The organism is Gordonia amicalis, from assembly GCF_022059885.1.
Lineage (GTDB): Bacteria > Actinomycetota > Actinomycetes > Mycobacteriales > Mycobacteriaceae > Gordonia > Gordonia amicalis.
The window spans coordinates 137,869-162,050 of record NZ_CP091855.1 but is presented as its reverse complement, the minus strand read 5'-3'; the positions used below and the strand labels follow the sequence as shown (position 1 = coordinate 162,050).

The 24,182-nt window shown below is 67.1% G+C and carries 23 protein-coding genes; 8 read left to right on the top strand and 15 right to left on the bottom strand.

Annotated features, from left to right (window positions below; translation table 11 throughout):
- Positions 1-58 precede the first annotated feature (58 nt).
- The 6 genes from IHQ52_RS00755 to IHQ52_RS00730 are packed head-to-tail and all read right to left on the bottom strand — an operon-like array spanning position 59 to position 6,778.
- On the bottom strand, positions 59-1,102 hold the full coding sequence (locus tag IHQ52_RS00755; protein ID WP_024499635.1) for a ferredoxin--NADP reductase: 1,044 nt from the start codon (positions 1,100-1,102) through the stop codon (positions 59-61).
- The gene (locus IHQ52_RS00750; RefSeq protein ID WP_024499636.1) at positions 1,099-1,812 is read right to left on the bottom strand and encodes a TetR/AcrR family transcriptional regulator; all 714 of its coding nucleotides are present in this window, start codon (positions 1,810-1,812) and stop codon (positions 1,099-1,101) included. Before IHQ52_RS00750 ends, IHQ52_RS00755 begins: the two co-directional genes overlap by 4 nt.
- Positions 1,809-3,293 carry a pyruvate, phosphate dikinase gene (locus IHQ52_RS00745; protein ID WP_024499637.1) on the bottom strand — a complete coding sequence of 495 codons (1,485 nt, stop codon included), beginning with the start codon at positions 3,291-3,293 and terminating at the stop codon, positions 1,809-1,811. Before IHQ52_RS00745 ends, IHQ52_RS00750 begins: the two co-directional genes overlap by 4 nt.
- Positions 3,294-3,306: 13 nt before the next feature.
- Positions 3,307-4,131: an SDR family oxidoreductase gene (locus IHQ52_RS00740; protein ID WP_024499638.1), complete on the bottom strand. Its 825-nt coding sequence runs from the start codon at positions 4,129-4,131 to the stop codon at positions 3,307-3,309.
- The gene (locus IHQ52_RS00735) at positions 4,128-5,582 is read right to left on the bottom strand and encodes an aldehyde dehydrogenase family protein (protein ID WP_024499639.1); all 1,455 of its coding nucleotides are present in this window, start codon (positions 5,580-5,582) and stop codon (positions 4,128-4,130) included. The genes IHQ52_RS00740 and IHQ52_RS00735 overlap by 4 nt, the downstream gene beginning before the upstream one ends.
- Positions 5,579-6,778, bottom strand: coding sequence for a cytochrome P450 (locus IHQ52_RS00730; RefSeq protein WP_024499640.1), 1,200 nt, complete (start codon positions 6,776-6,778; stop codon positions 5,579-5,581). Before IHQ52_RS00730 ends, IHQ52_RS00735 begins: the two co-directional genes overlap by 4 nt.
- 165 nt (positions 6,779-6,943) lie before the next feature.
- Between IHQ52_RS00730 and IHQ52_RS00725 the strand changes: the two genes are divergently transcribed.
- Positions 6,944-8,515 carry an AMP-binding protein gene (locus IHQ52_RS00725; RefSeq protein ID WP_024499641.1) on the top strand — a complete coding sequence of 524 codons (1,572 nt, stop codon included), beginning with the start codon at positions 6,944-6,946 and terminating at the stop codon, positions 8,513-8,515.
- The gene (locus IHQ52_RS00720; protein ID WP_024499642.1) at positions 8,512-9,141 is read left to right on the top strand and encodes a MarR family winged helix-turn-helix transcriptional regulator; all 630 of its coding nucleotides are present in this window, start codon (positions 8,512-8,514) and stop codon (positions 9,139-9,141) included. The genes IHQ52_RS00725 and IHQ52_RS00720 overlap by 4 nt, the downstream gene beginning before the upstream one ends.
- Before the next feature lie 98 nt (positions 9,142-9,239).
- Here IHQ52_RS00720 and surE read toward each other — a convergent pair whose 3' ends face one another.
- A complete protein-coding gene (surE, locus tag IHQ52_RS00715) occupies positions 9,240-10,028 on the bottom strand; it encodes a 5'/3'-nucleotidase SurE (protein WP_024499643.1) in 789 nt (262 codons plus the stop codon).
- Between the two features lie 272 nt (positions 10,029-10,300).
- On the opposite strand from surE, the gene IHQ52_RS00710 reads away from it, so the two are divergent.
- Positions 10,301-12,034, top strand: a complete 1,734-nt coding sequence (locus IHQ52_RS00710; RefSeq protein WP_024499644.1) for a PEP-utilizing enzyme — start codon at positions 10,301-10,303, stop codon at positions 12,032-12,034.
- Between the two features lie 94 nt (positions 12,035-12,128).
- On the opposite strand, the gene IHQ52_RS00705 is transcribed toward IHQ52_RS00710, so the two are convergent.
- Positions 12,129-13,541, bottom strand: a complete 1,413-nt coding sequence (locus IHQ52_RS00705; protein WP_024499645.1) for an amino acid permease — start codon at positions 13,539-13,541, stop codon at positions 12,129-12,131.
- A 191-nt stretch (positions 13,542-13,732) separates the two neighbouring features.
- Between IHQ52_RS00705 and msrB the strand changes: the two genes are divergently transcribed.
- From msrB to IHQ52_RS00690, 3 genes are all read left to right on the top strand, one after another.
- On the top strand, positions 13,733-14,218 hold the full coding sequence (gene msrB / locus IHQ52_RS00700; RefSeq protein WP_024499646.1) for a peptide-methionine (R)-S-oxide reductase MsrB: 486 nt from the start codon (positions 13,733-13,735) through the stop codon (positions 14,216-14,218).
- Positions 14,215-14,763, top strand: coding sequence for a peptide-methionine (S)-S-oxide reductase MsrA (gene msrA, locus IHQ52_RS00695; RefSeq protein WP_024499647.1), 549 nt, complete (start codon positions 14,215-14,217; stop codon positions 14,761-14,763). The genes msrB and msrA overlap by 4 nt, the downstream gene beginning before the upstream one ends.
- Positions 14,764-14,877: 114 nt before the next feature.
- Entirely contained in the window at positions 14,878-15,831 is a 954-nt protein-coding gene (locus IHQ52_RS00690) for a PfkB family carbohydrate kinase (protein ID WP_024499648.1), read from the top strand.
- Here IHQ52_RS00690 and IHQ52_RS00685 read toward each other — a convergent pair.
- The gene (locus tag IHQ52_RS00685; protein WP_024499649.1) at positions 15,828-16,460 is read right to left on the bottom strand and encodes a flavin reductase family protein; all 633 of its coding nucleotides are present in this window, start codon (positions 16,458-16,460) and stop codon (positions 15,828-15,830) included. The two genes, IHQ52_RS00690 and IHQ52_RS00685, sit on opposite strands and share 4 nt — an antisense overlap.
- Positions 16,461-16,564: 104 nt before the next feature.
- Here IHQ52_RS00685 and IHQ52_RS00680 point away from each other — a divergent pair, with 104 nt between their 5' ends.
- Both IHQ52_RS00680 and IHQ52_RS00675 read left to right on the top strand, forming a co-directional pair.
- Entirely contained in the window at positions 16,565-16,879 is a 315-nt protein-coding gene (locus tag IHQ52_RS00680) for a DUF2470 domain-containing protein (RefSeq protein WP_024499650.1), read from the top strand.
- A 76-nt stretch (positions 16,880-16,955) separates the two neighbouring features.
- A complete protein-coding gene (locus IHQ52_RS00675) occupies positions 16,956-17,663 on the top strand; it encodes a tyrosine-protein phosphatase (RefSeq protein WP_024499651.1) in 708 nt (235 codons plus the stop codon).
- An 8-nt stretch (positions 17,664-17,671) separates the two neighbouring features.
- On the opposite strand, the gene IHQ52_RS00670 is transcribed toward IHQ52_RS00675, so the two are convergent.
- The 6 genes from IHQ52_RS00670 to IHQ52_RS00645 form a co-directional block, all read right to left on the bottom strand.
- Positions 17,672-18,910, bottom strand: coding sequence for an acetyl-CoA C-acetyltransferase (locus tag IHQ52_RS00670; protein ID WP_024499652.1), 1,239 nt, complete (start codon positions 18,908-18,910; stop codon positions 17,672-17,674).
- Positions 18,907-20,604 carry an AMP-binding protein gene (locus IHQ52_RS00665; RefSeq protein ID WP_024499653.1) on the bottom strand — a complete coding sequence of 566 codons (1,698 nt, stop codon included), beginning with the start codon at positions 20,602-20,604 and terminating at the stop codon, positions 18,907-18,909. Before IHQ52_RS00665 ends, IHQ52_RS00670 begins: the two co-directional genes overlap by 4 nt.
- Entirely contained in the window at positions 20,601-21,473 is an 873-nt protein-coding gene (locus IHQ52_RS00660; RefSeq protein ID WP_024499654.1) for an alpha/beta fold hydrolase, read from the bottom strand. The genes IHQ52_RS00665 and IHQ52_RS00660 overlap by 4 nt, the downstream gene beginning before the upstream one ends.
- Positions 21,470-22,204 (bottom strand): hypothetical protein, encoded by a 735-nt coding sequence (locus tag IHQ52_RS00655; protein ID WP_024499655.1) that lies wholly within the window; start codon positions 22,202-22,204, stop codon positions 21,470-21,472. The genes IHQ52_RS00660 and IHQ52_RS00655 overlap by 4 nt, the downstream gene beginning before the upstream one ends.
- Positions 22,201-23,394 carry an acyl-CoA dehydrogenase family protein gene (locus IHQ52_RS00650; protein ID WP_024499656.1) on the bottom strand — a complete coding sequence of 398 codons (1,194 nt, stop codon included), beginning with the start codon at positions 23,392-23,394 and terminating at the stop codon, positions 22,201-22,203. Before IHQ52_RS00650 ends, IHQ52_RS00655 begins: the two co-directional genes overlap by 4 nt.
- Before the next feature lie 88 nt (positions 23,395-23,482).
- Positions 23,483-24,109: a TetR/AcrR family transcriptional regulator gene (locus tag IHQ52_RS00645; RefSeq protein ID WP_024499657.1), complete on the bottom strand. Its 627-nt coding sequence runs from the start codon at positions 24,107-24,109 to the stop codon at positions 23,483-23,485.
- Between the last annotated feature and the right edge of the window lie 73 nt (positions 24,110-24,182).

Below are 24,182 nucleotides of genomic sequence, written 5' to 3'. Positions count from 1 at the left end.
GGCGCGAGTGCTCCGGACGGCGCTGCGCCGATGACCGGATCGGATCAGGTCTGAGAGTTCAGTCGAACTCGATCCCGACGCGGCCGCTCTTCGGGGTCGCCTGACAGGTCAGCAGGTAGCCGTCGTCGATGTCCTCGGGTTCCAGTGCGATCCCGTTGCCGTGGTCTACTTCCCCGGCGGTCAGGCGTGCCACACACGACCCGCAGTCCCCTTCGCGACACGAGTACGGGGCGTCGACATCCGAGGCGAGGAGCGCGTCGAGCAGGACGGTGTCCGTGCCGCACCGGACGGTTCGGACGTCTCCATCGATGGTGACGGTGATCTCCGATGCACCGGAGCCCTCGTGGTCGGCAGTGTCCAGCGTGAACGGATCGCCGGTCAACGACACATATCGCTCGACGTGAACCTGGTCGTGGTGGATGCCGTGTTCCCGCAGGGTGTGCTCGACGAGGTCCATGAAAGGTGCTGGGCCACAGATGAATGCTTCGCCCGTACCGACTGCGTCGGTGAGGACCCCGCTGACCGCATCCGCGGTGGGAAGACCCCGCTCGGTCTCGAGCCAGTGGTTCACGGTCAGTTGCGCGGGATGACGAGCTGTCAGTTCGTCGATCGCGCTCGCGAAGATGGTCGACTCATGGTCGCGGTTGGCGTAGAACAACACCACGTCGGTGTCGTGCTCCGCCAGTGCCGAACGCAGTATCGACATCACCGGGGTCACCCCGCTGCCGGCCGCGAAGAGGTACAGCGGTCCTTCCCAGGACCGTGGCGTGAAGACGCCCGACGGTGGGAGGATATGCAGCACCAATCCCGGTTCGGCGTTGTCGCACAACCAGTTCGACCCGTAGCCGTCGCGGGTTCGTTTGACGGTGATCGCCGGGGAAGCGTCGACGTTCGGGGCCGTGGACAGGGAGTAGCTGCGGGCGACGAGGCCGGTGCGGTCACTGGGAATACGGACGGTGATGAACTGTCCGGGCCGGTAGTCGGTGCCGTCGGGGAAGTTTAGCACGATCGTGCGGGCCTCCGGGGTCTCGTCGATGACCGCGGTGACGGTCACGTCGATGCCGAGGGTCCGTGCGACGGGAGAGATGGTCGATTGGGTCATGTGGTGGTCCTGGAGATGAGGGGAATCGCTCGGTACCACAGTTCGCCGAGTGCGGTGCCGAGCGCTTCGAGTCGTTCTCGTCGAGGCGTGCTGGTCGGCAGGCCGACATGGATGTAGGCCATCTGTTCGGTGGCACATCCCAGCGTCTCCGCGAGCAGGTTGGTGTCACAGCTTTCAATCGCGCCGCTCGCGACGAGGCGTTCCAGCCAACGTTCGGTGCGTTTGACGAAGTCGCCACGAAGGTTGAGCCACAACTGTTTGAATCCCGGATTCTCGCTGGCCGCGGCGGCCTCGCGGAGCAGGCGCAGCATGTGGCGGCTACGGGCGTAGGCCTGTAGATATGTCGTGTTGACCTCGATCAGCGATTCCAACTCACCGTGGGTTCGGTCGGGCCGCAGCCGGGCGGTGGCCAGTTCCTGCAGCGACGGCCGGAGAGCCGCGAGGAAGATGTCGTCCAGGCCTACGAAGTGGCGGTAGAAGTTGCCTTGAGAAACGTTGGCGCGGTGGGTGATGTCCGAGATGCGGGTGCGGGTGTATCCGTACTCGGTGAAGCACTCGGTGGCCGCCTTCACCAGCTTGTCGCGGGTCTGTTCACCGCGCTTGTTGGCGCGTTTGGTCGAGACCGCTGTCTCGTCGAGCAGTCCGGCCGCCGAATAGGCCGCGTTGATCCCGTCATGCTCGCGTGTGTCCGGGCCGGTCTCGGTACTCATCGGGTCGCTCCTTCCAGCGACCGTGCTGCCTGTAGTGCCTTCAGCGGATGGCCATCCGGCATGGTGTCGGGGAGGAACGACAGCAGTTCGTCGAGATACTCGTCGCTGGTGTCCCCGGAGTTCAGTGCGTCGCCTGCGTAGACCTTTCCGGTCGAACCGTCGACGGTGACCGTCTGTCCCGCCAAGGTCTGCGAGAGGCCGATCCCACAGCCGACGACGCACGGCACGCCGATCTCGCGGCACACCAGTGCGGCATGAGACGTGGTTCCGCCGACCTCCGTGACCACGGCGACGGAGTCGAACATCGCCGGGACATCGGCCGGGGAGGTCGATGGGCGCACGAGGACCACGCGTTCGCCCTCGGCGGCCGCGATGCAGGCGGCGTCGGTGTCCGTGTAGACGACGCCGACGGCGGCTCCCGGTCCTGCGCCCGTGCCCGAGGCGAGCAGTTCGGCGCCCGCGTCGGCCGAGTTGTGCTGGGCGAGGGCCTCGGCCTGCTCTGCACTGATGCGCGAGACGGCCTCCTCACGGCTGATGAGGCCCTCACGGACCAGATCGACGGCGATGCGCACCGCCGCACGTGCAGACCGCTTGCCCGATCGACATTGCAGCATGTAGAGCGTGCCGCTCTCGACGGTGAACTCGATGTCGACCAGATCGCGATGCTCGGCTTCCAGAGTGGCCGAGATCGCACTCAGATCCTGGTGCAACTGCGGGGAGTGAACCTGGAACTGATCGATCGTCTGCGGAGTGCGTTCTCCGGAGACCACGTCCTCTCCCTGTGCTTGCGAAAGCCATTCGCCGAATAGCTGAGGGTCGCCGGTGGCCGGGTCGCGGCTGAAGATCACACCGGTACCGGACTGCTCGTCGCGATTCCCGAACACCATGGCCTGCACGGTCACCGCGGTGCCACCGCCCTCGCCGAGTCCGTGGTGGCGGCGATACGCAGTGACCCGCTCATTGGTCCACGAGCGGAACACCGCGCCGATGGCCTCGCGCAACTGGTCGTGCGGATCGACGGGCGGTGCGGACGCGGCGTCACCGAGAACGACCTCGCCGTATCCCGCGCAGAACCGCGCCCAGGTGTCGCGCGCCCAGTCGTGGTCCCCGGTCGCCTCGGCGAGGTCGGCGGTCAGCTGCTCGGTCAGCCCCAGGTTGAGGACGGTGTCCATCATCCCGGGCATGCTCTGCGCGGCACCCGAACGCACCGACACAAGAAGGGGAAACGGTCCGGCACCGAAGGTCTTTCCGGTCTGCTGTTCGAGGACGTGCAGTTGATTGACGACCTCGTCCCACACCTCGTCGGGGAGTTGGCCTCCGTTGTCGTGGAACCGTGCACAGACCGGCGTGGTGATGGCGAAGGCGGGCGGGACCGGCAGCCCGAGCGACCGCATGCGGTTGACGCTGTAGGCCTTGCCTCCCAGTAACTCCCGGTCGGCCGGAGCGGTCCCGTCCAGTGCCAGGACAGCGGGTGTGTTCATCAGAGTGGTCCTTTCACTCGGTGGTGTCGACCCGAGCTCGAGGCTGGGACAGAGGAGTGGGGAGGGCTGCTGAACGCAGCGCGGTGAGTCCGCCTTCGACGGGGACGTCGATGCCGTTGACCCAGTCTGCAGCAGGGCTGAGCAGGAAGTCGATCACCGACGCCGATTCCGCGGCGGTGCCATGGCGGCCGACCATCGATGCCGATCGTGCAATGGCGTCGACGCCCATGGACTGTTCGAAGTCGGTGAGGATCGGGGTTTCGGTGGGTCCGGGACTGACCGACAGCGCGCGGATACCTCGGGCCTGCAGAGACGCCGACAAGGCGATGGTCCAATCCACGACAGCACGCTTGGACGTGTCGTAGGCCGCCGGGCCGTCGAGCTGTGTCCGGTCCAGCCATTCACGTAGCTCGTCGCGGTCGCGGACCTCGAGGAGTCCGACGATATCGTCGTGTCCCAGGGTGTTCCGGTGTGCCGCGATCGAGGCCACGTTGACGACCGCACCTCCTGACATCCGTTCGAGCACAGCGAATGTCAGCGCCCGCAGGCCCAGGGTGTTCACCGCCAGGACGGTCTCGGCCGGCGCGGTGCCCGGCACGCCGGCGACGTTGGCCAATGCGTCGACGTGGTCGGGTAGATCCAGTGCGGCGATGGCCGCCAGGTCGGACAGGTCGCACCGGAGGGAGTGTGCGCGATCGTCCGGGCAGGCGGCTATGTCGATCGCGATGACGCGGGTGTCCGGCTCTCGGTCGAGCAACCGATTCACCAGGGCCAGACCGATTCCCGACGCGGCGCCGGTGATGACCACCGTACGTGCGATGCTGGAGGCGTCGCTCATGCCATCACCGCCGATACCTCGGTGAACTCGGCGATACCCACACTGCCGAGTTCGCGTCCGTAGCCGGAGTTCTTGACCCCACCGAAGGGGACGGTGGGCCGTTCGCGGGTACGCACCCCGTTGATCTTGACCTGGCCGACCTCGAGGTGTGTCGCGACCTCGACCGCGTGATCCCGGTCGGCGGACCACACCTCAGCGGACAGGCCGTACTGGCTGTCGTTGGCCACCTCGATCGCCTCGGCCACATCGCGGTAATACTGCACCACCAGGACCGGCCCGAAGATCTCCTCGCGCACCGCGGACGCGGAGCGGTCGAGATCACCGAAGACGATCGGGGCCACGAAGCAACGGGAGTTGCCTATGCCGAGTTGCTCTCCGGTACCGGCGATCACGCGACCACCGTTGTGCCGGGCGAGATCGATGTGGTCCAGAACTCGGCGGGCGTGCGCGGCTGATGCCAGCGGACCATGGGTGGTCTCGGGTGCGGTCGGGTCGCCGAACACGAGTTCGGCGAGCGCATCGCCGATCAGCTGCTCGATGCGGTCGGCATGCGCGGCGGGGAGCACGAGTCGCGTGGTCGCGTTGCAGGCCTGGCCGGAGTTGACCAGCCCGGAGGCCAGGATCCTCGGGACGACGGCGTCGAGGTCGGCGTCGGGCAGCACGACGGCGGGTGACTTGCCGCCGAGTTCGAGCGTGGTCCGGGCCAGTGACTCTGCGGCCGCCGCAGCGACTGCTTTTCCGCCGCGGACGCTACCGGTGAACGACACGTGGGTGATGTCCGGGTGTGACGACAACGCCTGCCCGGTCTCTGGTCCCGTACCGTTCACGATGGCGAATGCGCCTGCGGGAAGCCCGGCTTCGAGGAAGCACCGACGGACCAGTGCGGCATCGAAGGGCGTCGCCTCGGAGGGCTTGAGCACCACGGTGCAGCCGGCGGCGAAGGCGGCGGCGACCTTGGCGATGATCTGATGTACGGGCATGTTCCACGGTGTGATCGCCGCGACGACGCCGCCGGCAACGCGGCGCACGATCGCCCCGTCCACGGTCTGTTCCCAGGGAAAGCGCTCGGCAGCGTCTGCGGTGGCGCGCAGGACCGATGCAGGCAACACCTGCTGGCTGGCAGTGGACAGAGCGGTCGGCATTCCCATTTCGGAGGTCACGGTCGCCGCGATCCGGTGACCATGGTGATCGATCAGATCCGCGGTCGCACGCAACACCGTTGCCCGATGCGCCGCGCTGGTCCGGGACCATGACGGCAAGGCGGCCACGGCTGCGGCGACGGCCTCGTCGACGATGGCAGTACCGGCCTCATGGGTCGTACCGATCTCGCGGTCGGTGAACGGGTTGATCACCGGGATCGGTGCGCCATCGGCGATGACGCGGTCCTCGATCAGGGCCGCGGGACCCGCTCCGACGCCGGCGGGTGTCCCCAGCTCGCCGATAGTGCTCATCGGGTCTCTTCGATCCGGACCGGGAGCGTCTTGATGCCACGGAAGAAGTTGCTCTGCAACCGATTCGGCTGATCCATCACCTTGATGTCCAGTCCGCGCTCGATGACGTGGGTGAAGAACAGCCGTGCTTCCATCCGCGCGAGGTTCGAGCCGAGGCAGGCATGCGCGCCCCACCCGAAACCGACGTGCTCGTTGGGGAAGCGGTTGCCGACGAACGTCTCCGGGTTCTCGAAGGCGCGTTCGTCGCGATTTGCCGAGCAGAACCACATCACGACCTTGTCGCCCTCTCGGATGGTCTTGCCGTGCATCTCGATGTCGCGGGTTGCGGTGCGCCGCATGGAAAGGACTGGCGAGACCCAGCGAACCATCTCCTCGACGACCACCCGGATCTTGGCGGGGTTCTCACGCATGAAGTCCCACCACTGCGGATTCTCGGACAGGACGTTGACCCCGCCCGACAGCAGATTGCGCGTCGTCTCGTTGCCCGCGACCATCAGGATCAGGTAGTAGGCATCGAGGTAGCCACGACTGAGCGGTACACCGTCGAGTTCGGCCGCGGTCAGCACGCTGATCAGATCGTCGGCGGGGCATTCGCGGCGGAGCTTCTCCAGTCCGCGGAAGTAGTCGAAGACCTCGTCACGCGCTTTCACCGCGGTTTCGGGTCCCTCGGAGTAGTCGGGATCCTCGCTGGCCATCTGGTTCGTCCAGCGCAACAGGTTCGGGCAGTCCTCGAGCGGTGCGCCGAGGAGGCGTCCGATCATCACCAGGGGGAGCTGCGCGGCGATGGAGGCGACGAAGTCGATGTCACCGGTGCCGGTGTGGGCATCGAGGAGTTCGTCGATGACGGCGGCGATGTCCCCTTCGAGCGACTTGAGCTTCACGGGCCGCACGTGCGGGGTGACGATGCCGCGCAGCTTGCCGTGCTCGGGAGGGTCGACGTGGTGGATGCTGCGCGCCCCCTCTCCTTCGGCGCGTCGACTGGCGATCTGGGTACCCTGCGTGACAGTGAAGTCTTCGGCGTTGGAGGCCACGGCCTTGATGTCCTCGTAGCGGGTCACCGACCAGAATCCCGGGCCATCGTGTTCGGCGTTCCAGTGCAGCGGGTCCATGTCGCGCAGCTGTGCGAACAGCTCGTGGTCGACGCCCGCGGCGAAGGGGCTGAGATCCATCAGGTCGATGTTGTCAGCGATTGTCATGTCGTCTCCAAAAGACTCTGGTTTGTGACTGCACTTTCACTAAACCATAGTCTATGGTGTGTTGTGAACCACAACAATAGAAAAGTCCGAGGTTGCTTGCCTGCGATAACCGGCTGATCGGCCGGGGGTGAGCAATGCGACTTGCGATTCGCAATCAGGAGTGACGTGTACCCACCGTCGACCGTGCGTGACCGCCCCGAAGCCATCGCCTATGTGATGGCGGGGTCGGGGGAGCGCATCACCTACGCCGAGCTCGATCGACGATCGAACCAGCTGGCTCGATTCTGGCAGTCGCGGGGCGTCGGCCCGGGCGGCTCGGTCGTGTTGGTGATGGAGAACAACCTGGCCTGGCCGGTGGCGGTGGCCGCCGGGATGCGCAGTGGCCTCTACGTGACGCCGGTGAACTGGCACCTCAAGCCTGCCGAGTTGGCGGCACTCATCAGTGAGGACCGTCCGGCGGCGATAGTCACCAGCGTTGCGCTCGCCGAGCAGGTGGTCGCCGCGGTGGGCGGCACGACCGACGAGCACCCGGTGATCGTGTGCGCCGACGGGGCGGCCGAGGGGTGTGTCGAGTGGGATACGGCCCTCGCCGATCAATCCACCGACCCGCTGGAAACCGAGTTGCTCGGTGCGCGAGTGCTCTACAGCGGCGGGACCACCGGGCGCCCGAAACGGTTCGCCCAGCCACTGCTCGGAATACATCCCTCCGAGGCGCCGCGCCGACACTCCGGGCTGGTCGACAAGCTCGGGGTCGGTTCCGACTCTGTCCTGCTCTCCCCGGCACCCAACTATCACGCGGCGCCGTTCACGTTCCAACTGATCACCTTGGCTGCCGGCGGCACGGTGGTGTGTATGGAGAGGTTCGACGCCGCGGGGGCAATGAGGGCGATCGTCGACTACGGGGTCACCCACTCACAGTGGGTGCCGACCATGCTCGTCCGCCTGCTGCGTCTACCGGATCGGGAGTCCATCGCGCTCTCGCCCCGTCACCAGGTGGCCTTCACGTCTGGTGCCCCGTGCCCGCCGCACGTCAAGACGGCGATCTTCGACTGGTGGGGGCCGATCCTCCACGAGTACTACGGAGCTTCCGAAGGCTACGGCCACACCTACATCTCGCCGCTGGAGGCGCAGTCGCACCCCGGGTCGGTCGGCCGCCCCCTCGGTGCTGCCAGGGTGCACATCACCGACGCCGACGGCGCCGACGTCGACCCCGGCGAACAGGGCACAGTCTGCTTCGAGGCCACCGCCGGTTCCGGTGACGCGTCCCGTCCGGCACTGAAGCAGATGGGGGACATCGGGTACCTCGACGACGAGGGTTTCCTCTATCTCGTCGGGCGTCGTGGCTTCATGATCATCTCGGGCGGGGTCAACATCTACCCCGAGGAGATCGAGACGGCCCTGATGGCTCACCCCGCCGTCGCCGACGTGGCGGTGGTCGGTGTCCCGGATGCCGAGTTCGGCGAGTCGGTCAAGGCGGTCGTCGAGGTGCGCCCCGGAGCGGTGGTCACCGAGGCCGAGTTGATCGACCACGCGCGCGAGCACCTGGCGCACTTCAAGGCGCCCCGATCCGTCGAATTCACCACCGACCTACCCCGCCTACCCACCGGCAAGCTCGACAAGCGCACACTGGTCGACCGCTTCGCCACCGCGGACGAAGGCGCCGGCCCCGGTTCGTCGAAGTTCCCCGATTCGCAACAGTTGCCCAGTCCGTCGACGTTTCAAGGAGAGAAAGTATGACGACGAAGACCTCAACCGCCGAATTCGATGTGCTGCACGCCCTCAAGGTGAAAGGACTCGCCAGTGACGAGGCCTTGGCCGCGCTGACGGGTCTGGCCTCCGACACACTGACCGCGACGGTCGATGCGCTCCGGGAAACGGGCTTCGTCCTGCGCCGTGAGGGCGGACGCATCTCCGGCACGATGATCACTCCGGCAGGCCGCGAGGAGTACGAGCGGTTGGCCACGGAGTTCGTGCTCGGTGATTCCGAGCGTGTGGCAGTGGATACGTTCCGCGAAGCCTTCGGACCGATCAACGGCGACTTCAAGAAGATCTGCTCCGCGTGGCAGGTTCGTCCGGACGAAACGCCCAACGATCACACCGATCCCGACTACGACGCATCTGTCGTCGCCGAGTTGGATGAGGTTCACGAGCGGGTCTCCGCTGCGCTGGATGCGGTCGGCACCGACATTCCCCGGTTGGGTCGTTACAGCGCCCGACTGTCGGTCGCACTGCAGAAGGTGCGCGACGGCGACACCGCGGCGTTCGCCCGTCCGATGTACGACAGCTACCACGACATCTGGATGGAGTTGCACCAGGACCTGCTGCTGACGTCGGGCCGCGAGCGCGGCGCCGGCGACGAGTGAGAACTCGGTCCGGCAGCAGCGACTGAGCCCCATATCGATTGAGCCGCCCGTCACCTGGTGACGGGCGGCTCAATCGGTGTACAGGTTGCTCGGCGCTGTCAGGCGAGTCGCGTCAGACCCAATGCGTCGTCCAATCGCACCGCTGCGTCCGCGTCGCGAATGGGATCGCTGTCCGCGTCGACTCCGCGCAACGCCGACACCGAGACGAAACCGTCGGCCACGGCGGCACTGTCGGTGCCCTCGCGGAAGCCGGCGTCCCGCAGCACGCGATTGATCAGCAGTGCGTTCTCGGTGCGTGAGAGTCGAAGGGAGAACATGCTCCTGGCGGCGAGCGATGTCATCCGGATACCACGAAGGTCGGCGAAGTCGACGTCAGGAACATTGACGTTCAACGTCATTCGCGGGGTGTTGGATTCGGCGATCCAGCCGACGATACGCTCGGTCACCGCCGCGGCGGTGTCGTAGCGGCTATGCGGGGCGAAGCCGGAACTGACCGCGATGCCGCCGACGCCGGCCACGCGCGCGGCGAGGACGGCCCCGACCGTGCTCGAGAACAGGATCGACCGTCCGGTGTTGTGGCCCTCGTTGATGCCGCTGACCACGAGCTCAGGCGGCGGTCCGAACGCGCCCGAGCAGAACGCGATTGTCGTCAATGCCGGCGGACAGTCCAACGCGAACACCGGGGTGTCACCGAGTTCGGCGAGCCGGTGCTCGGTCGTGGGAATCAGCGCGCCGTCCTCGATGGTGCCCAACGAACTGCCACTGCCGCTGCGCTCGGAACTCGGTGCGCCGACGACCACCTCGTGTCCCGCCGTGATTAGCGCCGACGCGACCGCGATCAACCCATCGGCGTCGTACCCGTCGTCGTTGGTGACCAGCACTCGCATCAGACTTCTCCTCTCGGCAGCCTGTCATCACCGGCGTGCCTGCCATAAATAGTGACTCACTCATCACATCTGTGTCCAGTGGAGATGGGACGTTCGGACGAAAGCGCGTGTTTGGACGGGCAATAGGCAGTCACGGGCGGTTGACAACGTGAGTGGTGTCACAGAATAATGTGACACAGCGTTCGCTAACCGACAAATCGGTGGCGCGATGCCGGAAGCGGTTCGAGGATTCGGCCGCTGGCTCAAGACGAAATGGAAGGACGCCCGGACACATGACTGCCTGGCCGATCTCGAACGAGACTTCGAAAATTTTCCCGCTGTACTCCCGCGCCAACGTCGGTGAGATCTTCCCCGACCCGATCACCCCGCTGAACGCTTCCCTCGGGTTCCAGCACACTCTTGAACCCGGATGGCGCGATGCGTTCATCGCGTGCGGGGTGTGGGACGACGACCTCTACGACGACTCGGTCGACTTCAACATCCTTCCGGCCTTCGGGAGCTACCTCTACATCAACATGTCCCTGATGCGCCTGTTCGGTGTGCGGGTACCGGGCATGGGCGCCGAGGCGGTCGACCTGCAGTACTTCGGCGACATGCCGGGCATCCCGAGCTACGAGAGTGAGAAGCGGGACTTCGACCAGAGCCCCGAGTACGAGGCCAAGGCCGACGCGTGGCTCGCCGAGCAGGTCCTCGGCGCGACCGACCTCGCCGCCTACGACGCCGATCGCGACGAGGTCGACGAGATCCGTCGAAATCGGCCGGACATGACCACGCTGTCCGACGCCGAGCTGGTCGAGCGGATGAATTCGTTCGAGACCCTCTTGCGTCGACTCTTCAAGCATCACATCGAGGCGAGCCTGAAGTCCGGTGTCGGGCTCGGTGCCATCGCACAGCTGGCCGAGGCGGTCGGTAAGCCGGAACAGTCCCTCACCCTCGTCGCGGGACTCGGCAACGTCGATTCCGCCGGCCCCTCGCTGCGTATGTGGGATCTCAGCCGTCGGGCTCAGCATCCGGACGTCGCGGCTCTGTTCGACGCAGGCACCAAGGGCCTCTACGCGAAGCTCAGGGCTTCCGAGTCGGCCGCGGTCGCGGAGTTCACCGCTGAGCTCGACACATTCCTCGCCGACTGGGATTTCCGTGGCCCCGCCGAGTGGGAGATCCGAGCCATCACCTGGGGTGTCGACCCGGACCTGGCCCTTGCAACCATCGATCGAATGCGCGATGTCTCGGATGACGAAGCACCGGAGGCGAAGTCCGCCGAGCGCGCCGCGCAACGCGATGCTGCAGCAGCGGCGATCCGCGAGACCCTGGCCGCCGACGCGGAAGCCTCCGCGCAGTTCGAGGCGGTTCTCAATGCGTCCGCGTTGTGGATGCGAGGCCGCGAACGAGGCCGAACAACCGCTGCCATGCTCATCCACGAGCTCCGTCTACCGGCTCTCGAACTCGGTCGTCGCTTCGCGGACAAGGGCGCGATCGACTCGAGCCGCCAGATCTTCATGGTGTTCGCCGACGAACTGCCGGACTTCCTCGAGAACCCGGAGTCCTACCGGGAAACCCTCGTGGAGCGGGAGAAGGTCTACCTCGACCTCTTCGATCGCACACCGCCGTTCGTCGTGGACGGCACCCCGCCCCCGGTCAGCGAATGGCCGCTGCGTTCGGAGTCGAGTGTCGCTGCCGCATCCAGCGGTGACACCATCACCGGCGTTCCCGCCTGTGGCGGCACTGCACGCGGCCGCGCCAGGGTTCTCACGAATCCCGATGATCCCTCGGCCCTGGAGCCGGGTGACATCCTCGTCGCACCGATCACCGATCCGTCGTGGACTCCGCTGTTCGTCGCCGCCGCTGCGGTCGTCGTCGACGTGGGCGCCCCGTTCTCCCACGCCGCGATCGTGAGTCGCGAGCTGGGCATCCCCTGCGTCGTGTCGGCCACCGAAGCCACCCGGCGGATCACCGACGGAGCCATGGTCGAGGTCGACGGCACCTCTGGCAGGGTCACTCTTCTCTGACCGGATTCGGCGCCCCCGAACCCGGGCGGCCCCGACGGACATCTCCGTCGGGGCCGCTCGTCCATCTGGTCCGGGTTCGTTCGTCGGCGGATCGTCAGACCTCGCGGTCGGCCAGCTCCCCGGCGTTGCGCGTCCAGGCGAGGTAACCGATGCCGACTCCGGTGAACCACACCGCGCCGACGATGAGCGCGATACGCCCGTCCTCGTCGAAGAAGAGCAATACGAAAACCATGACCAGGAAGGCGAGTGCAAGCCAGGTGGTGACCGGCGCCCCGGGCACCCGGTAGTCGGAGGCGGGTAATTCGCCTCGTGCGACCCGGCGCCGGAAGGCCATCTGACACAGCAGGATCGTCGACCAGATCACGATGATGCCGACCGTCGAGACCGCCGTGATGTACGCGAAGGCGTGTTCGGGGTCCAGCACGTTGACCACCACGCCGAGGACCATCACCGCAGCGCTCACGGCGATGCCCGCGGCCGGGACCTTGCGGCTCGACAGCTTCGTCAGCTGCTTCGGGGCGTCACCGGTGTGCGCCAGCGACCGCAGCATCCGGCCGGTGGAGTAGATGCCCGAGTTGCAGGATGACAGGGCAGCGGTCAGCAGGATGAAGTTCACGATCCCCGCGGCTCCGGGGATGCCGATGTAGGAGAAGACGGACACGAACGGGCTCTCGCCCTCCTGGTAGTCCTTCCAGCTGCGCACGGACAGGATGACGATGATGGCGCCGACGTAGAAGATGCCGATGCGGAAGGGCACCGAGTTGATCGCTTTGCGCAGCGTGACCCGCGGATTCTCGGCCTCACCCGCGGTGACGCCGACCAGCTCGACGCCGACATAGGCGAACATCACGATCTGCAGGCTGAGCAGGGCATTGCTGAAGCCGGTGGCGAAGAATCCGCCGTCGTTCCAGAGATTCGTGACCGACGGTCCGGTCTCCGGGCCGAACCCGGAGATCGGGAGCAGCACGCCGATGCCGACGACGATCATGCCGACGATGGCGGTCACCTTGATCGTGGAGAACCAGAACTCGGCCTTTCCGAACAGCCCGACCGAGATGAGGTTCGCGCAGAACAGGACGAGGAGCGCGACCAGTGCGGTCAGCCAGACGGGGACCGCCGGCCACCAGTAGTTGATGTACTTGCCGGCGACGGTGATCTCGGCCATGCACGTGGTGGTCCACACGGCCCAGTAGGTCCAGCCCTGGCTGAACCCGGCGAAGCGGCCGAGGAACTCGTCGGCGTACTCGCTGATCCCGCCCGAGATCGGACGGTAGATCAGCAACTCGCCGAGGGCTCGCATCACGATGAAGATGGCGAGGCCTGCGAGTGCATAGGCGAGGACGAGCGCCGGTCCGGCTTTCTCGATTGCTCCGCCCGACCCGTAGAAGAGTCCGGTGCCGATCGCGCCGCCGATGGCGATCATCTGGACGGTGCGCGCGGTGAGCCCGCGCTGGTAACCCTCGTCTGCGTCGACGCCGGTTTCGGCGCTTCCGTGCTCGATCGTCACGTGGAGAACTCCTGACCGCCTTTGTGTTGGTTGGCGGTCCTCAGGGTAACGACGACCTCGCAGCCGGATTCACCAGCCTGAATTGTCGGATTCACTCGCGCGGGACCAAATCGGGACCCCGCGTTGTTGCGCATGATGACGCCGGAGAGCTCTGCCAGATCGACGAGCGGCCGGCGTCGACAGGAGGAATCGTGAGCACCGAATACCGCAAGACCCCCGAGGCCCTGAACCGCCTCACCGACGCGCAGTTCCGCGTCACCCAGCGCGACGGCACCGAGCGCGCGTTCGACAACGAGTACTGGGACAACCACGAGCCGGGTATCTACGTCGACGTGGTTTCCGGCCAGCCGCTGTTCTCGTCCACCGACAAGTACGACAGCGGCACCGGATGGCCGAGCTTCACCAGACCCATCGACTCCGCCGCCGTGACGACCAAGTCCGATCGCACCCTGTGGATGCGACGCACCGAGGTGCGTTCGTCGGGGGCCGACAGCCACCTCGGCCACGTCTTCGACGACGGTCCGCGCGAAGCCGGCGGACAGCGCTACTGCATGAATTCGGCAGCGCTGCGCTTCATCCCGGCTAGCAACCTCGAAGCCGAGGGCTACGGGGAGTACACCGGGCTGTTCGGCGACACCACAACCGCAGACACCCATACCGAAGGGGAGACCGCATGACCACCGACACCGGCCAGATCACCGTCCGACCCGGCACCGAGACCGCGGTCCTCGCCGGCGGATGCTTCTGGGGGATGGAAGACCTGATCCGCAAGCAGCCGGGTGTCCTCGACACCCGCGTCGGCTACACGGGCGGGCAGAACGACCACGCCACCTATCGCAACCATCCCGGTCACGCCGAGGCCGTCGAGATCGTGTTCGACCCGACGCAGACCACGTACCGCGACATTCTGGCGTTCTTCTTCCAGATCCACGATCCGACCACTCGTAACCGCCAGGGCAACGACGTCGGGACGAGCTACCGGTCGGCGATCTTCCCGCTGAGCCCGGAGCAGGAGCAGGTGGCCCGGGACACGATCGCCGACGTGAACGCGTCGGGCCTGTGGCCGGGTGCGGCCGTCACGACCATCGAGCCCGCAGGACCGTTCTGGGAGGCCGAACCCGAGCATCAGGACTACCTGCTGAGGTATCCGTCCGGCTACACCTGCCACTTCCCGCGCGCCGATTGGGTACTTCCCAGGCGCGGTGCGTCGACCACGCCGTGACGTACCGGGGTCGCGCGGGACGTGTGCGTCTCCTTCCCGCGCGCCCCGGTCCGGCGCCTTTCTGAGGTGCCAGAATCGTGCGCACCTGCCTGTGCCGACGTCGAAGGAGCCCTCATGACCGATGCTGACACCGGGAAGGTGCTCGTAGTCGGGGCCGTGAACGTCGACCTCGTCGTCGGTGCCGATCGGCTGCCCGGCCCCGGGGAGACCGTCGTCGGGCCGGACGTGGCCCGCCACGGAGGTGGCAAGGGTGCGAACGCCGCTGTCGCGGCGGCGCGATCAGGCGCGGCTGTCCGATACTGCGGCGCGGTTGGTGACGACGAGATGGGAGCGGGGGCTCTCGCGGAGCTCGCAGACGAGGGCGTCGATATCACCGAGGTCACCCGGGTCGCCGGAGTCGCCACCGGCGCCGCGCTGATCGTGGTGGATCCGTCCGGCGAGAATCAGATCGCGGTGGGATCGGGGGCGAATGCGCGTGTCGACCCCGAGCGGGTACGCGCGGCCGTCGGCCGCGCCGCGGACTGGGGAGTCGGTTGCGTACTCGTCAGCACCGAGATAGCCCCCGATGCAGCCATTGCAGCGGTGAAAGCCGCTGCGGAACAGGGTGTCCCGTGCGTCGTCAATCCGGCCCCCGTCCTCGACGAACTCGTCGGCGTGATCTCGGTTCCGGACATCCTCACCCCCAACGCCTCGGAACTGCGCGACCTGTACGTGCGGACGTCGGTGGTCGCGGATCATGACCGCATGACCGAGACCGAGATGGCAGTCGCCCTCGCGAAACACTTCGAGGTGACCGTGATCGTCACGCTCGGCGCCGATGGGTTGCTGGTCGTCGACCGCGCCGGTGCGACCGCCGTGCCGGCGGGCAGGGTCGAGACGGTGGTCGACACGACAGGTGCCGGCGACACCTTCAACGGCGTGCTGGCGGCTTCCCTTGCGGCCGGCGACGATCTCGTGACGGCTGCGCGGCGTGGTGCGGCAGCAGCGTCGTTGTCGGTGGTTCACGTGGGGGCGCGCACCGGGATGCCGACGGCGCCGGCGATCCAGCGCGCGGTGTCGGGAACCTAACGCGTCATCGGCTGGGGCCGCTCCATGTAGAGATGGTGTTCGTCGCTCGGAATGAAGTAGTCACCCTTGCCGCCGGCGCGTAACAGGGGTCGGGGGCGCGCCGTGTCGTAGGTCAGGTCGTCACCGAGAAGCGCCGTCGAGATGTGCACCTTCACGACCTCGCCGAGGACCATCCAGGTGTCCACGGACTCGCCTGCGGCGGACCGCAGTTGGAAGGCCTCGGTGACCAGGCACTCGAAGTTGACCGGGCTCTGGGCGACCCGGGACGGGCGGACCAGGTCGGAGTCGACCGCGGTCAGGCCGGCGTGGTCGAACTCGTCGACGTCTGCAGGAAGCGCGGCGGAGGTTTGGTTCATCTGCTCGCCGATCGCCTCGGTCGCGAGGTTCCACACGAACTCACCGGTCGACTTGGCATTGGCGACAGTGTCTTTCCAGCCGATGCTGGCGAAGCCGATGATCGGAGGGGAGTAGTTGAAGAGGTTGAAGAAGCTGTAGGGGGCGAGATTTCGCACCCCGTCGTCGGACACCGTGGAGATCCAGCCGATGGGACGCGGCGCGATGATCGCGTTGAGGGGGTCATGGGCGAGCCGGTGGCCCGCGGCCGGCTCGTAGGAGTGGTACCCGGTCATCGCTTCACCGTACGTGAGTGCTCGATCGTGTCCCGGGGCAACACCGTCCGGAGACGAGGTGACGGCGCCGAGTACCCTCGACGAGATCGACGAGAGAGGCTGACATGGCTGGTCACGACACGACACCGCAGTTCACCGAGGACGTGGTGGCCGGGGTGCTGGCGCACATGAACGGCGACCACGCCGACGATTCACTGGTGATCTGCCACGCTCTCGGACAACGCCCGGACGCGACTGCGGCCGTGATGACCGGATTCGATCACGAAGTCGCGATCTTCGACGTCACCGTCCCGGAAGGGGTCGTCGAGATGCGATTCGAGTGGGACCGTCCGGTGGTGAACCGGACGGACGTACGCATGGCCGTCGTGGCGATGTTCCGGGATGCGCAGACCCGCCGCGAGGCGACTCCGGAGAGATAGCTCACGCACGGATACCGCAGGGTCCAGACTTCAGTATCCTGAGGTGCGACTTGTCAGTGACAACGACGGGAATCGCGTGACCCTCTCCTCCTCCGATGCCAGGCTCCGGACGTTCGCAAATCTTCGGGACCTGGGTGGGCTGCCCCTCGCGTCGGGCGGTGTGACGGTGCCGAACGTGTTGATCCGCAGCGACGCGCCCTATCCCGCCGACGAGGACCCGGCGGGGGTGCCGTGGCCGCCGAGTACCGTCGTCGACCTGCGGAACCCCACGGAGATCGAGCCGATAGCCGTCACCTGGCCGTCGGCTGTGCGGGTCGTCAATCGGCAGGTGTCGTCGAGTGCGCGTATCGACCGGCTCGCCGACACGGCGCTCATCGAGATCTATTCGTCGGTCATCCGCACCGGGCAACACCGGCTCACCGCGGCTCTCAACGAATTCGATTCCACCGGTTCGACACTCGTGCACTGCGCGGCCGGCAAGGATCGCACGGGCATGGTCGTGGCGATCGCACTGCTCCTCGCCGGGGTCGAGGCGGATTCGGTGATCGCCGACTACCAGCGCACCGAGGACTTCATCGCTGGGGTCTTCGCACGATTGCGCGAGCGGCGCAGAATCCCGGCCGGCACCACACTCGCCGCTCCGATCCTGCGGACTCCGCGTGAGGCCATCGACCTCGTCATCGACGAGGTGACCGGCACGCCGGGCGGGGCCTGGGGATGGTTCGAGGCCCACGGCGGCGACGTCCCGCGCTTCGAGCGCTGGGTCGCCACCTTTGTCGGCTGAACCGGGTCTCAGACCCGCTCGAAGATCGCGGTGAGCCCCTGGCCGCCCCCGATGCACATGGTCTCGAGTCCGAAACGTGCCTCACGACGGTCGAGTTCACGCAGCAGTGTCGTCAGGATCCGCACGCCGGTCGCACCGACCGGGTGACCCAATGAGATACCCGACCCGTTGACATTGGTGCGCTCGAAATCGGCGTCGGCGAACTTCCACTCTCGAGTGACCGCGAGCGCCTGGGCGGCGAAGGCCTCGTTCAGTTCGATGAGATCGATGTCGGACAGTTCGAGACCCGCCCGCGCGAGTGCCTTGGCGGTGGAGGGGACCGGGCCGATGCCCATCACCTCCGGGCCGACACCGGCGACCGCCCAGGTGACCAGGCGGGCGAGCGGATCGAGACCCAGGCGTTCGGCATTCGCCCGGGTGGTCACCAGTGTGGCGGCGGCGCCGTCGTTCTGGCCGCTGGCGTTGCCGGCGGTGACGGTCGCCTCGGGATCGGATCTGCCCATGATCGGGCGCAGTCGGGCCAGTGACTCCAGCGTGGTGTCGGCACGGGGATGTTCGTCGCGGTCGACGACCTGGTCGTCGCCTTTGCGCTGCGGAACCGACACCGGCACGATCTCTTCCGCGAACTTGCCGCTCTCGATGGCGGCCACGGCGCGTCGATGCGATTCGACGGCCAACTCGTCCTGTTCCCGGCGCGGGATCGAGTACTCGCGGCGGAGGTTCTCCGCGGTCTCGAGCATGCCACCGGGGACCGGATGGTTCTTTCCGCCCGCGGTGACGCGGCCGCGGGCCAGCCGGTCGTGCAGGGCGGCCGGCGCGCCCTTGGCGCCCCATCGCATCGATTCGGTGTAATACTCTGCGCGACTCATGGATTCGACGCCGCCGGCGATCACCAGCTCGGCGACCCCGGTCTGGATGCGCATCGCGGCGTCGAGTACGGCCTGTAGACCGGAGCCGCAACGCCGGTCGAGCTGGGAACCAGGCACGGTGACGGGGAGTCCCGCATCGAGTGCGGCGACGCGACCGATGGCCGGCGCCTCGCCATTGGGGTAACACTGGCCGAAGATCACGTCGTCGATACTCTCCGGGTCGATCGCGGTGCGTTGCAACAGTTCCGAGATCACCGTCGCGGCCAGGTCGGTCGCCGGGACGTCGACGAACGAACCGCCGTAGCGTCCCACGGGCGTACGGAGTGGCTCACAGATCACGACGTCGTCGGCTGCGGGTGGTGCGGTGTTCACGCTCATGCGGGTGTTCCTTTGCGGTAGTCCACTTCCTGGCCTGACCACCGCTGCGCCCAGTCGCGCAGCTCGACGGCCCGGATCTTGGTTCCGTTGCCCCCGACCGTGGTCGGCATCTCCTCGATCACGTGTACGGCGGCAGGCACCTTGAACGCGGCCAGGCGGTCGCGGCACCAGGCCTTCAACGAGGCGGCGTCGAGGTCGGCGTCGGGGTCGACGGGTACGACGAAGGACACCGCCTCGGTGTAACCACCAGAACCGGTGACCCCGACGACCTTCGCGGTCTGCACGTTCTCGTGTTCGGCGAGGCGGTGCTCGATCTCCGCCGGGTCGACGAGGAAACCTCGTAGCCGCAACACATCTCCCATACGGCACACATAACGGAAGCCGCCGGTGCCGAGGGTGCGCGCGAGATCGCCGCTGCGGAACCAGCCGTCGGTGGTGAATGCCCGCGTGGCGGCTTCCGGGTTGCCGAGATACGCGTCGACGACGTTGGGACCGCGGAACTGCAGTTCACCCTCCTCGTCGGCTCCCAGGATGCGGTCGTCGAACGGATCGACGACACGGACCTCGATGGCATCCTCCACCGGCCGGCCACCGCCGTTCCAGCGCAACGATTCCGGGTCGTCCGACGACCACAGCAGAGCGAGGGCGAAGACCTCCGACGAACCGAAGACACCGGTCGTCTCGGCGCCGGCCTCGTCACGCGCCCACCGGGCGATGTCATGGGACCGGCCGAGGAAGTCCGCGATGCCGAGCCAACGCAACGAACTCAGGTCGGTACGCCGGCCGTCATGCCAGGTGTCGTACAGGCGCCCGAAGAGGTCGTCGCCGCCGACGATGTGGGTCACACGCAGCGATTCGACTCGATCGAGGGCGGCCACCGCGTCGAAGACGGGCTCCATCAGGATGGCTGCGCCACCGGCGAGACCAGCCATGGCCGTGCTGAATCCGAAGACACCCGACACGGGTAGGACGCCGAGGACCACGTCGCCCTCGCGGACGTCCATGATGACGGAATCGGCATGCGCATGTCGGACGACGGCACAATCCCGGTGCGCGGCGAGCTTGGGGGTCCCGGTGGAGCCCGAGGTCGTGAATGCGACCCCGAGTTCACCGGTGTCCGCAGCGCGCTCACCCGCAGGTGTCCATGCCGCCGTCGACGGGGTCGCGGGTGCGTGAACGCCGGTGGTGTCGCCACTTCCGGCGATCCAGGCTCCCGCGCCGAGATCGAAGTCGGACGGCGTCGCGGTGGGACTCAACGGCCCGGGGACGACCGCGATCGCGGGAACGGGATCGGCCGCCGAACTCGCATCGCGCAAGGTGCCGAAGATGTCGAGCCCGTGGAACTGTGCGGGGACGGCGACCACCACGGGCCGCGCCGAGTTCAGGATGTGGGCGACCTCGCCGACGTTGTACCGGGTGTTGACCCCGATGACGTGCGCACCGACGGCCGACGCGGCGAACTGCCAGACGAGCGCGTCGGACCAGTTCGGCAGATATGCCGCCAGACACTGGCCTCGACGGACACCGATGTCGGACAGCTCTTCGCGCAGCTGCTCGACTCGTCGTGCGAGTTCGGATCGGGTGAGGGTGATCACCTCGCCGTCGGCGACGTCCATCGCCACCGGACTGTCCGGGGACTTCTGGACGAGGTCGGCGAGCATTCCCGCGAGCGTGGGACGGGTGGTGATGGTCATGACACGACCTCCGGGGTGCGCGTGCCGGACGACAGGGACCGCAGCCAGGCGTCGGCGCGTGAACCGAAGTCGGGGAGCTCCTCCATCGGATAGTGGCCGTATCCGGCCAGCTCGGTGAACTCCGCACGCGGACCGTCGAGTTCGTTGATCTCGTCGGCGGCTCGGCGGACGGCGTCCACACTGATCCACGGATCGTCGGCGCCGCAGACCAGGTGCAGGCCACAGGTGAGTTCGGTGAGCCGGTCGCGGACATCGTGACTGCCCCAGCCGATGAGATCCGACGAGGAGATCTCCGGGTCCTCACGTTTGTGCATGAGGCCGATGAGATGTGCCCGCGCCGCAGGCACCGCCCGTCCTACGGAGGCCAGGCTGCCGAGGTAGGTGCGGTCCGCGCGGGCGGGCCCGGCGACATCCTCGAGTTCGCGTCGTAGACCGGCGATCCTGACCCGGCCCGGCCCGGTCTCGGCGGCCATGGCGACGGCCCCGGCGAGCGGGTACTCCGGCCGCGTCGCCAGTTCGAGCGTGAGTTTGCCGCCGATGGAACACCCGATGACATACGGCCGCTCGACGTCCAGACGCCGAAGGACGGCGGTGAGCCAGTCGGCGTAGTGGCCGAGGCCGGTGATCGGGCCGGTTGGGCAGGGCTCGGAGCGTCCGTGACCCGGTAGGTCCGGGACGATGACGCGGTAGCCGCGGTCGGCGATGTCCTTTGCAGCACAACGCCATTGGACGCCGCTCTGTCCGGCGGTGTGGATGCACAGCACCGTCGGTATGTCGGCGACGCGCCGGCCCGGCGCGGTGGGGTCGGCGGTGACGATCTCGACGAACGCCAAGGCGCCCTGGATCTCGAGGTAGCGTGCCTCGATCATGAGTGCACCTCCCGCGCCATCGCTCGCGCGTTCTGGATGATCGCGTGTAACGGCTTGGTCAATCGCAGATACTCGTATCCGTTTCCGGCTGAGGAGAACTCACCACGGAGTGCGCGACGCATGAAGTCGTCTGAGTCGGACAGCATCAGATCCACCCAGGTGACAGGGGCCGCTTCGAAGGTGAACGTGGCACCCAGGAGCGCGCGCCGCGTGACGTCGATGACCTGGCCCTTGTAGATGCGCAGGTGCACTTCGCGGTTGCCGCACCGCAGTCCGACGGTGCCGTCCCAGGTGGAGACCGACGAGGTGAACGCGGCGTCGTGATGCAGGCGTCCACGTAGTTGCTCACCCCACTCGATCGAGCAGAAGTCAAGCGACGGAATCACTTCGGTCCGGATCTCGGTACGCCAGGTTTCCGTTCCGGATTCGCGAACCCGCCCGGTGTCGTCGAGCAGCCGGACCTCACGGTCGATGCCGTCGGGTCCGACGCGGGTCACGACGGTGGTGGCGTGGACACGGTCCGACCCGGTGATCGGCGTTGTGGCCGACCAGGTGACGCCGACCCGTTCGGCAGCCGGGACCGGGTCGGTCAGCCACTCCGCCACCACCATCCCGAACGACGGTGAACGAGAAGGGATTCGGTACCCGTGGCGGTCGAGGACATCGGCCGCGGTCTGCGCGGCGGTCGAGGTTCGTGCGCCGACGCGGGGCGAGGCGGTGACGGTGGTCATGACCCGGCCCGGCCCAGCAACTCGTCGGAGATGATCCGCATCTGGATCTCGCTGGTGCCCTCGAAGATCTTGGTGAGACGGGCGTCGCGCCAATGCCGTTCGACCTGGAAGTCGGTGGTGTACCCCGCGCCGCCGTGGATCTGGACGGCCTCGCTGGTCACCCGTTCGGCCATCTCGGTGGCGACGAGCTTGCACATCGAGGCCTCGAGCGAACAACGCCTGCCGGTGTCGATGTCGGTGGCGACCGAGTACATCAGTTGCCGGGCCGCTTCGATGTCGGCGGCCATCGTGGCGATCTTGAAACGCAGGTGCTGGAAGTCCGCGAGTTCGTGGCCGAACTGTTTACGGGTGTGCATGTAGGCGATGGAGTCCTCGAGTGCGGCGCGGGCCAGGCCGATGGCGCGGGCCGCCGTGTGGGCACGGCCGACCTCGAGCCCGCTGACCGCGAGGTAGAAGCCCTTGCCCTCCTCGCCGAGCATCCGGTCGGCCGGGATGCGGAAATTGTCGAAGGACAGTTCCCAGGTGTTCCAGCCGAAGTAGCCGATCTTGCGGACCTTGGTGCCGGACACGCCCTCGGGGAACACGCCGCGGTCCTTCTCGACGAGGAAGGCGCTGATGCCGCGATGCGGCTTGGCCGGGTCCTTGTTCGGGTCGGTGCGGGCGAACAGCACGAGGTAGTCGGCCTCGTCGGCGTAGGTGCACCACATCTTGGTTCCGTTGACGACCCAGTCGTCGCCGTCGCGGGTCGCCCGGCAGGAGATGTTGGCGACGTCGGAGCCTGCCTCGGCCTCGGACAGCGCGTAGGCGCCGAGGTATTCGCCGCGTGCGACGCGGGGCAGCAGTGCGGCCTCCTGCTCGGAGGTGAAACCGCCGCCCATGCCGTTGCCGCGCGCCAGCAGGCCGGACACGCTCATCCAGGCACGCGAGAGTTCTTCGGCGACCAGGCAGTACTCGAAGACGCCGAGTCCGAGGCCGCCGTACTCCTCGGGAATCATGATGCCGAAGAACCCGACCTCGGCCATCGCCTTCTTGAGGGTGTCGGGGATGGTCCCCTGGACAGGGTCGAGCTCGTTCGCGACCGGCAGGACCTGCTTCATGGCGAAGTCGCGGGCGAGGTCGCGGATGGCGATCCGATCCTCGGTCAGGTATCGCGGGCTGTCGGTCCGGGGCTGTGACGGCCGATGGGTCATGGCCTTCTCCTGGTGAATGCGGGCCGGAGTGAACCGGGTCGTACTCGCCGGCCACTCATTAACGTGCGTTCACCATTAGAGCACCGGGTCAGCCCGCGGTCAATGCCTGACCGACGTCTGGGCGGTATCCGACGAGGTTGAGGGCGTACTGGCCGTAGTCCTCGGCGACCTCGGACGCGGTCCGCGGCCCGTCCGGGCGGAACCACACCGGGATTCCGGCGCACATCAGGAGAACTGCGGTGACAGCCTGGTGTACGCGGTCGATGTGGAATAGCCCCTGATCGACCGCTCTTTCGGCGATGTCGATGAACTGCTGCTCCTGGGCGTCGCGCGAGCCGACGACACGCTTGCGGTCGATCTCGCCCAGGTAGCGCAGTTCCGTGTTCGCGACCAGACATTCGCGCGGCTTCTGCGCGGTGTAGAGGGCGTGTGCGACGACGGCCGCGCGCCACTGTTCGACGGGGTCCTTGCCGGCCCGGCGGATCGCGTTGCGGGTCGCGGTGAACTGCTCGTCGCTCGCGGTGCGGAGGATCTCGACCAGCAGATCGGACTTGTTCTCGAAGTGGTTGTACACGTTTGCGGCGCTGCAACCAGCGCGATTACCGATGGTGCGCATCGTCGCGCCGTGAAATCCGGCGGTGAAGAACTCGTCGAGCGCGGCGTCGAGGATGCGGTCGCGGGATGCGGCGGTGGCCGATGGCGATCGGGTGTTCATCCGCTCAGGGTAGGGCGGTGTGGTTCCACCAGCAAGGAAGCGGATCGCGGGTTGGTTGACGCTCGCAGGCGAC

Coding starts and splice junctions, on each gene's coding strand:
- IHQ52_RS00755 (WP_024499635.1), bottom strand. CDS start 1,102: ATGACCCAATCGACCATCTCTCCCGTCGCACGGACCCTCGGCATCGAC.
- IHQ52_RS00750 (WP_024499636.1), bottom strand. CDS start 1,812: ATGAGTACCGAGACCGGCCCGGACACACGCGAGCATGACGGGATCAAC.
- IHQ52_RS00745 (WP_024499637.1), bottom strand. CDS start 3,293: ATGAACACACCCGCTGTCCTGGCACTGGACGGGACCGCTCCGGCCGAC.
- IHQ52_RS00740 (WP_024499638.1), bottom strand. CDS start 4,131: ATGAGCGACGCCTCCAGCATCGCACGTACGGTGGTCATCACCGGCGCC.
- IHQ52_RS00735 (WP_024499639.1), bottom strand. CDS start 5,582: ATGAGCACTATCGGCGAGCTGGGGACACCCGCCGGCGTCGGAGCGGGT.
- IHQ52_RS00730 (WP_024499640.1), bottom strand. CDS start 6,778: ATGACAATCGCTGACAACATCGACCTGATGGATCTCAGCCCCTTCGCC.
- IHQ52_RS00720 (WP_024499642.1), top strand. CDS start 8,512: ATGACGACGAAGACCTCAACCGCCGAATTCGATGTGCTGCACGCCCTC.
- surE (WP_024499643.1), bottom strand. CDS start 10,028: ATGCGAGTGCTGGTCACCAACGACGACGGGTACGACGCCGATGGGTTG.
- IHQ52_RS00710 (WP_024499644.1), top strand. CDS start 10,301: ATGACTGCCTGGCCGATCTCGAACGAGACTTCGAAAATTTTCCCGCTG.
- msrA (WP_024499647.1), top strand. CDS start 14,215: ATGACCACCGACACCGGCCAGATCACCGTCCGACCCGGCACCGAGACC.
- IHQ52_RS00690 (WP_024499648.1), top strand. CDS start 14,878: ATGACCGATGCTGACACCGGGAAGGTGCTCGTAGTCGGGGCCGTGAAC.
- IHQ52_RS00685 (WP_024499649.1), bottom strand. CDS start 16,460: ATGACCGGGTACCACTCCTACGAGCCGGCCGCGGGCCACCGGCTCGCC.
- IHQ52_RS00680 (WP_024499650.1), top strand. CDS start 16,565: ATGGCTGGTCACGACACGACACCGCAGTTCACCGAGGACGTGGTGGCC.
- IHQ52_RS00670 (WP_024499652.1), bottom strand. CDS start 18,910: ATGAGCGTGAACACCGCACCACCCGCAGCCGACGACGTCGTGATCTGT.
- IHQ52_RS00665 (WP_024499653.1), bottom strand. CDS start 20,604: ATGACCATCACCACCCGTCCCACGCTCGCGGGAATGCTCGCCGACCTC.
- IHQ52_RS00660 (WP_024499654.1), bottom strand. CDS start 21,473: ATGATCGAGGCACGCTACCTCGAGATCCAGGGCGCCTTGGCGTTCGTC.
- IHQ52_RS00655 (WP_024499655.1), bottom strand. CDS start 22,204: ATGACCACCGTCACCGCCTCGCCCCGCGTCGGCGCACGAACCTCGACC.
- IHQ52_RS00650 (WP_024499656.1), bottom strand. CDS start 23,394: ATGACCCATCGGCCGTCACAGCCCCGGACCGACAGCCCGCGATACCTG.
- IHQ52_RS00645 (WP_024499657.1), bottom strand. CDS start 24,109: ATGAACACCCGATCGCCATCGGCCACCGCCGCATCCCGCGACCGCATC.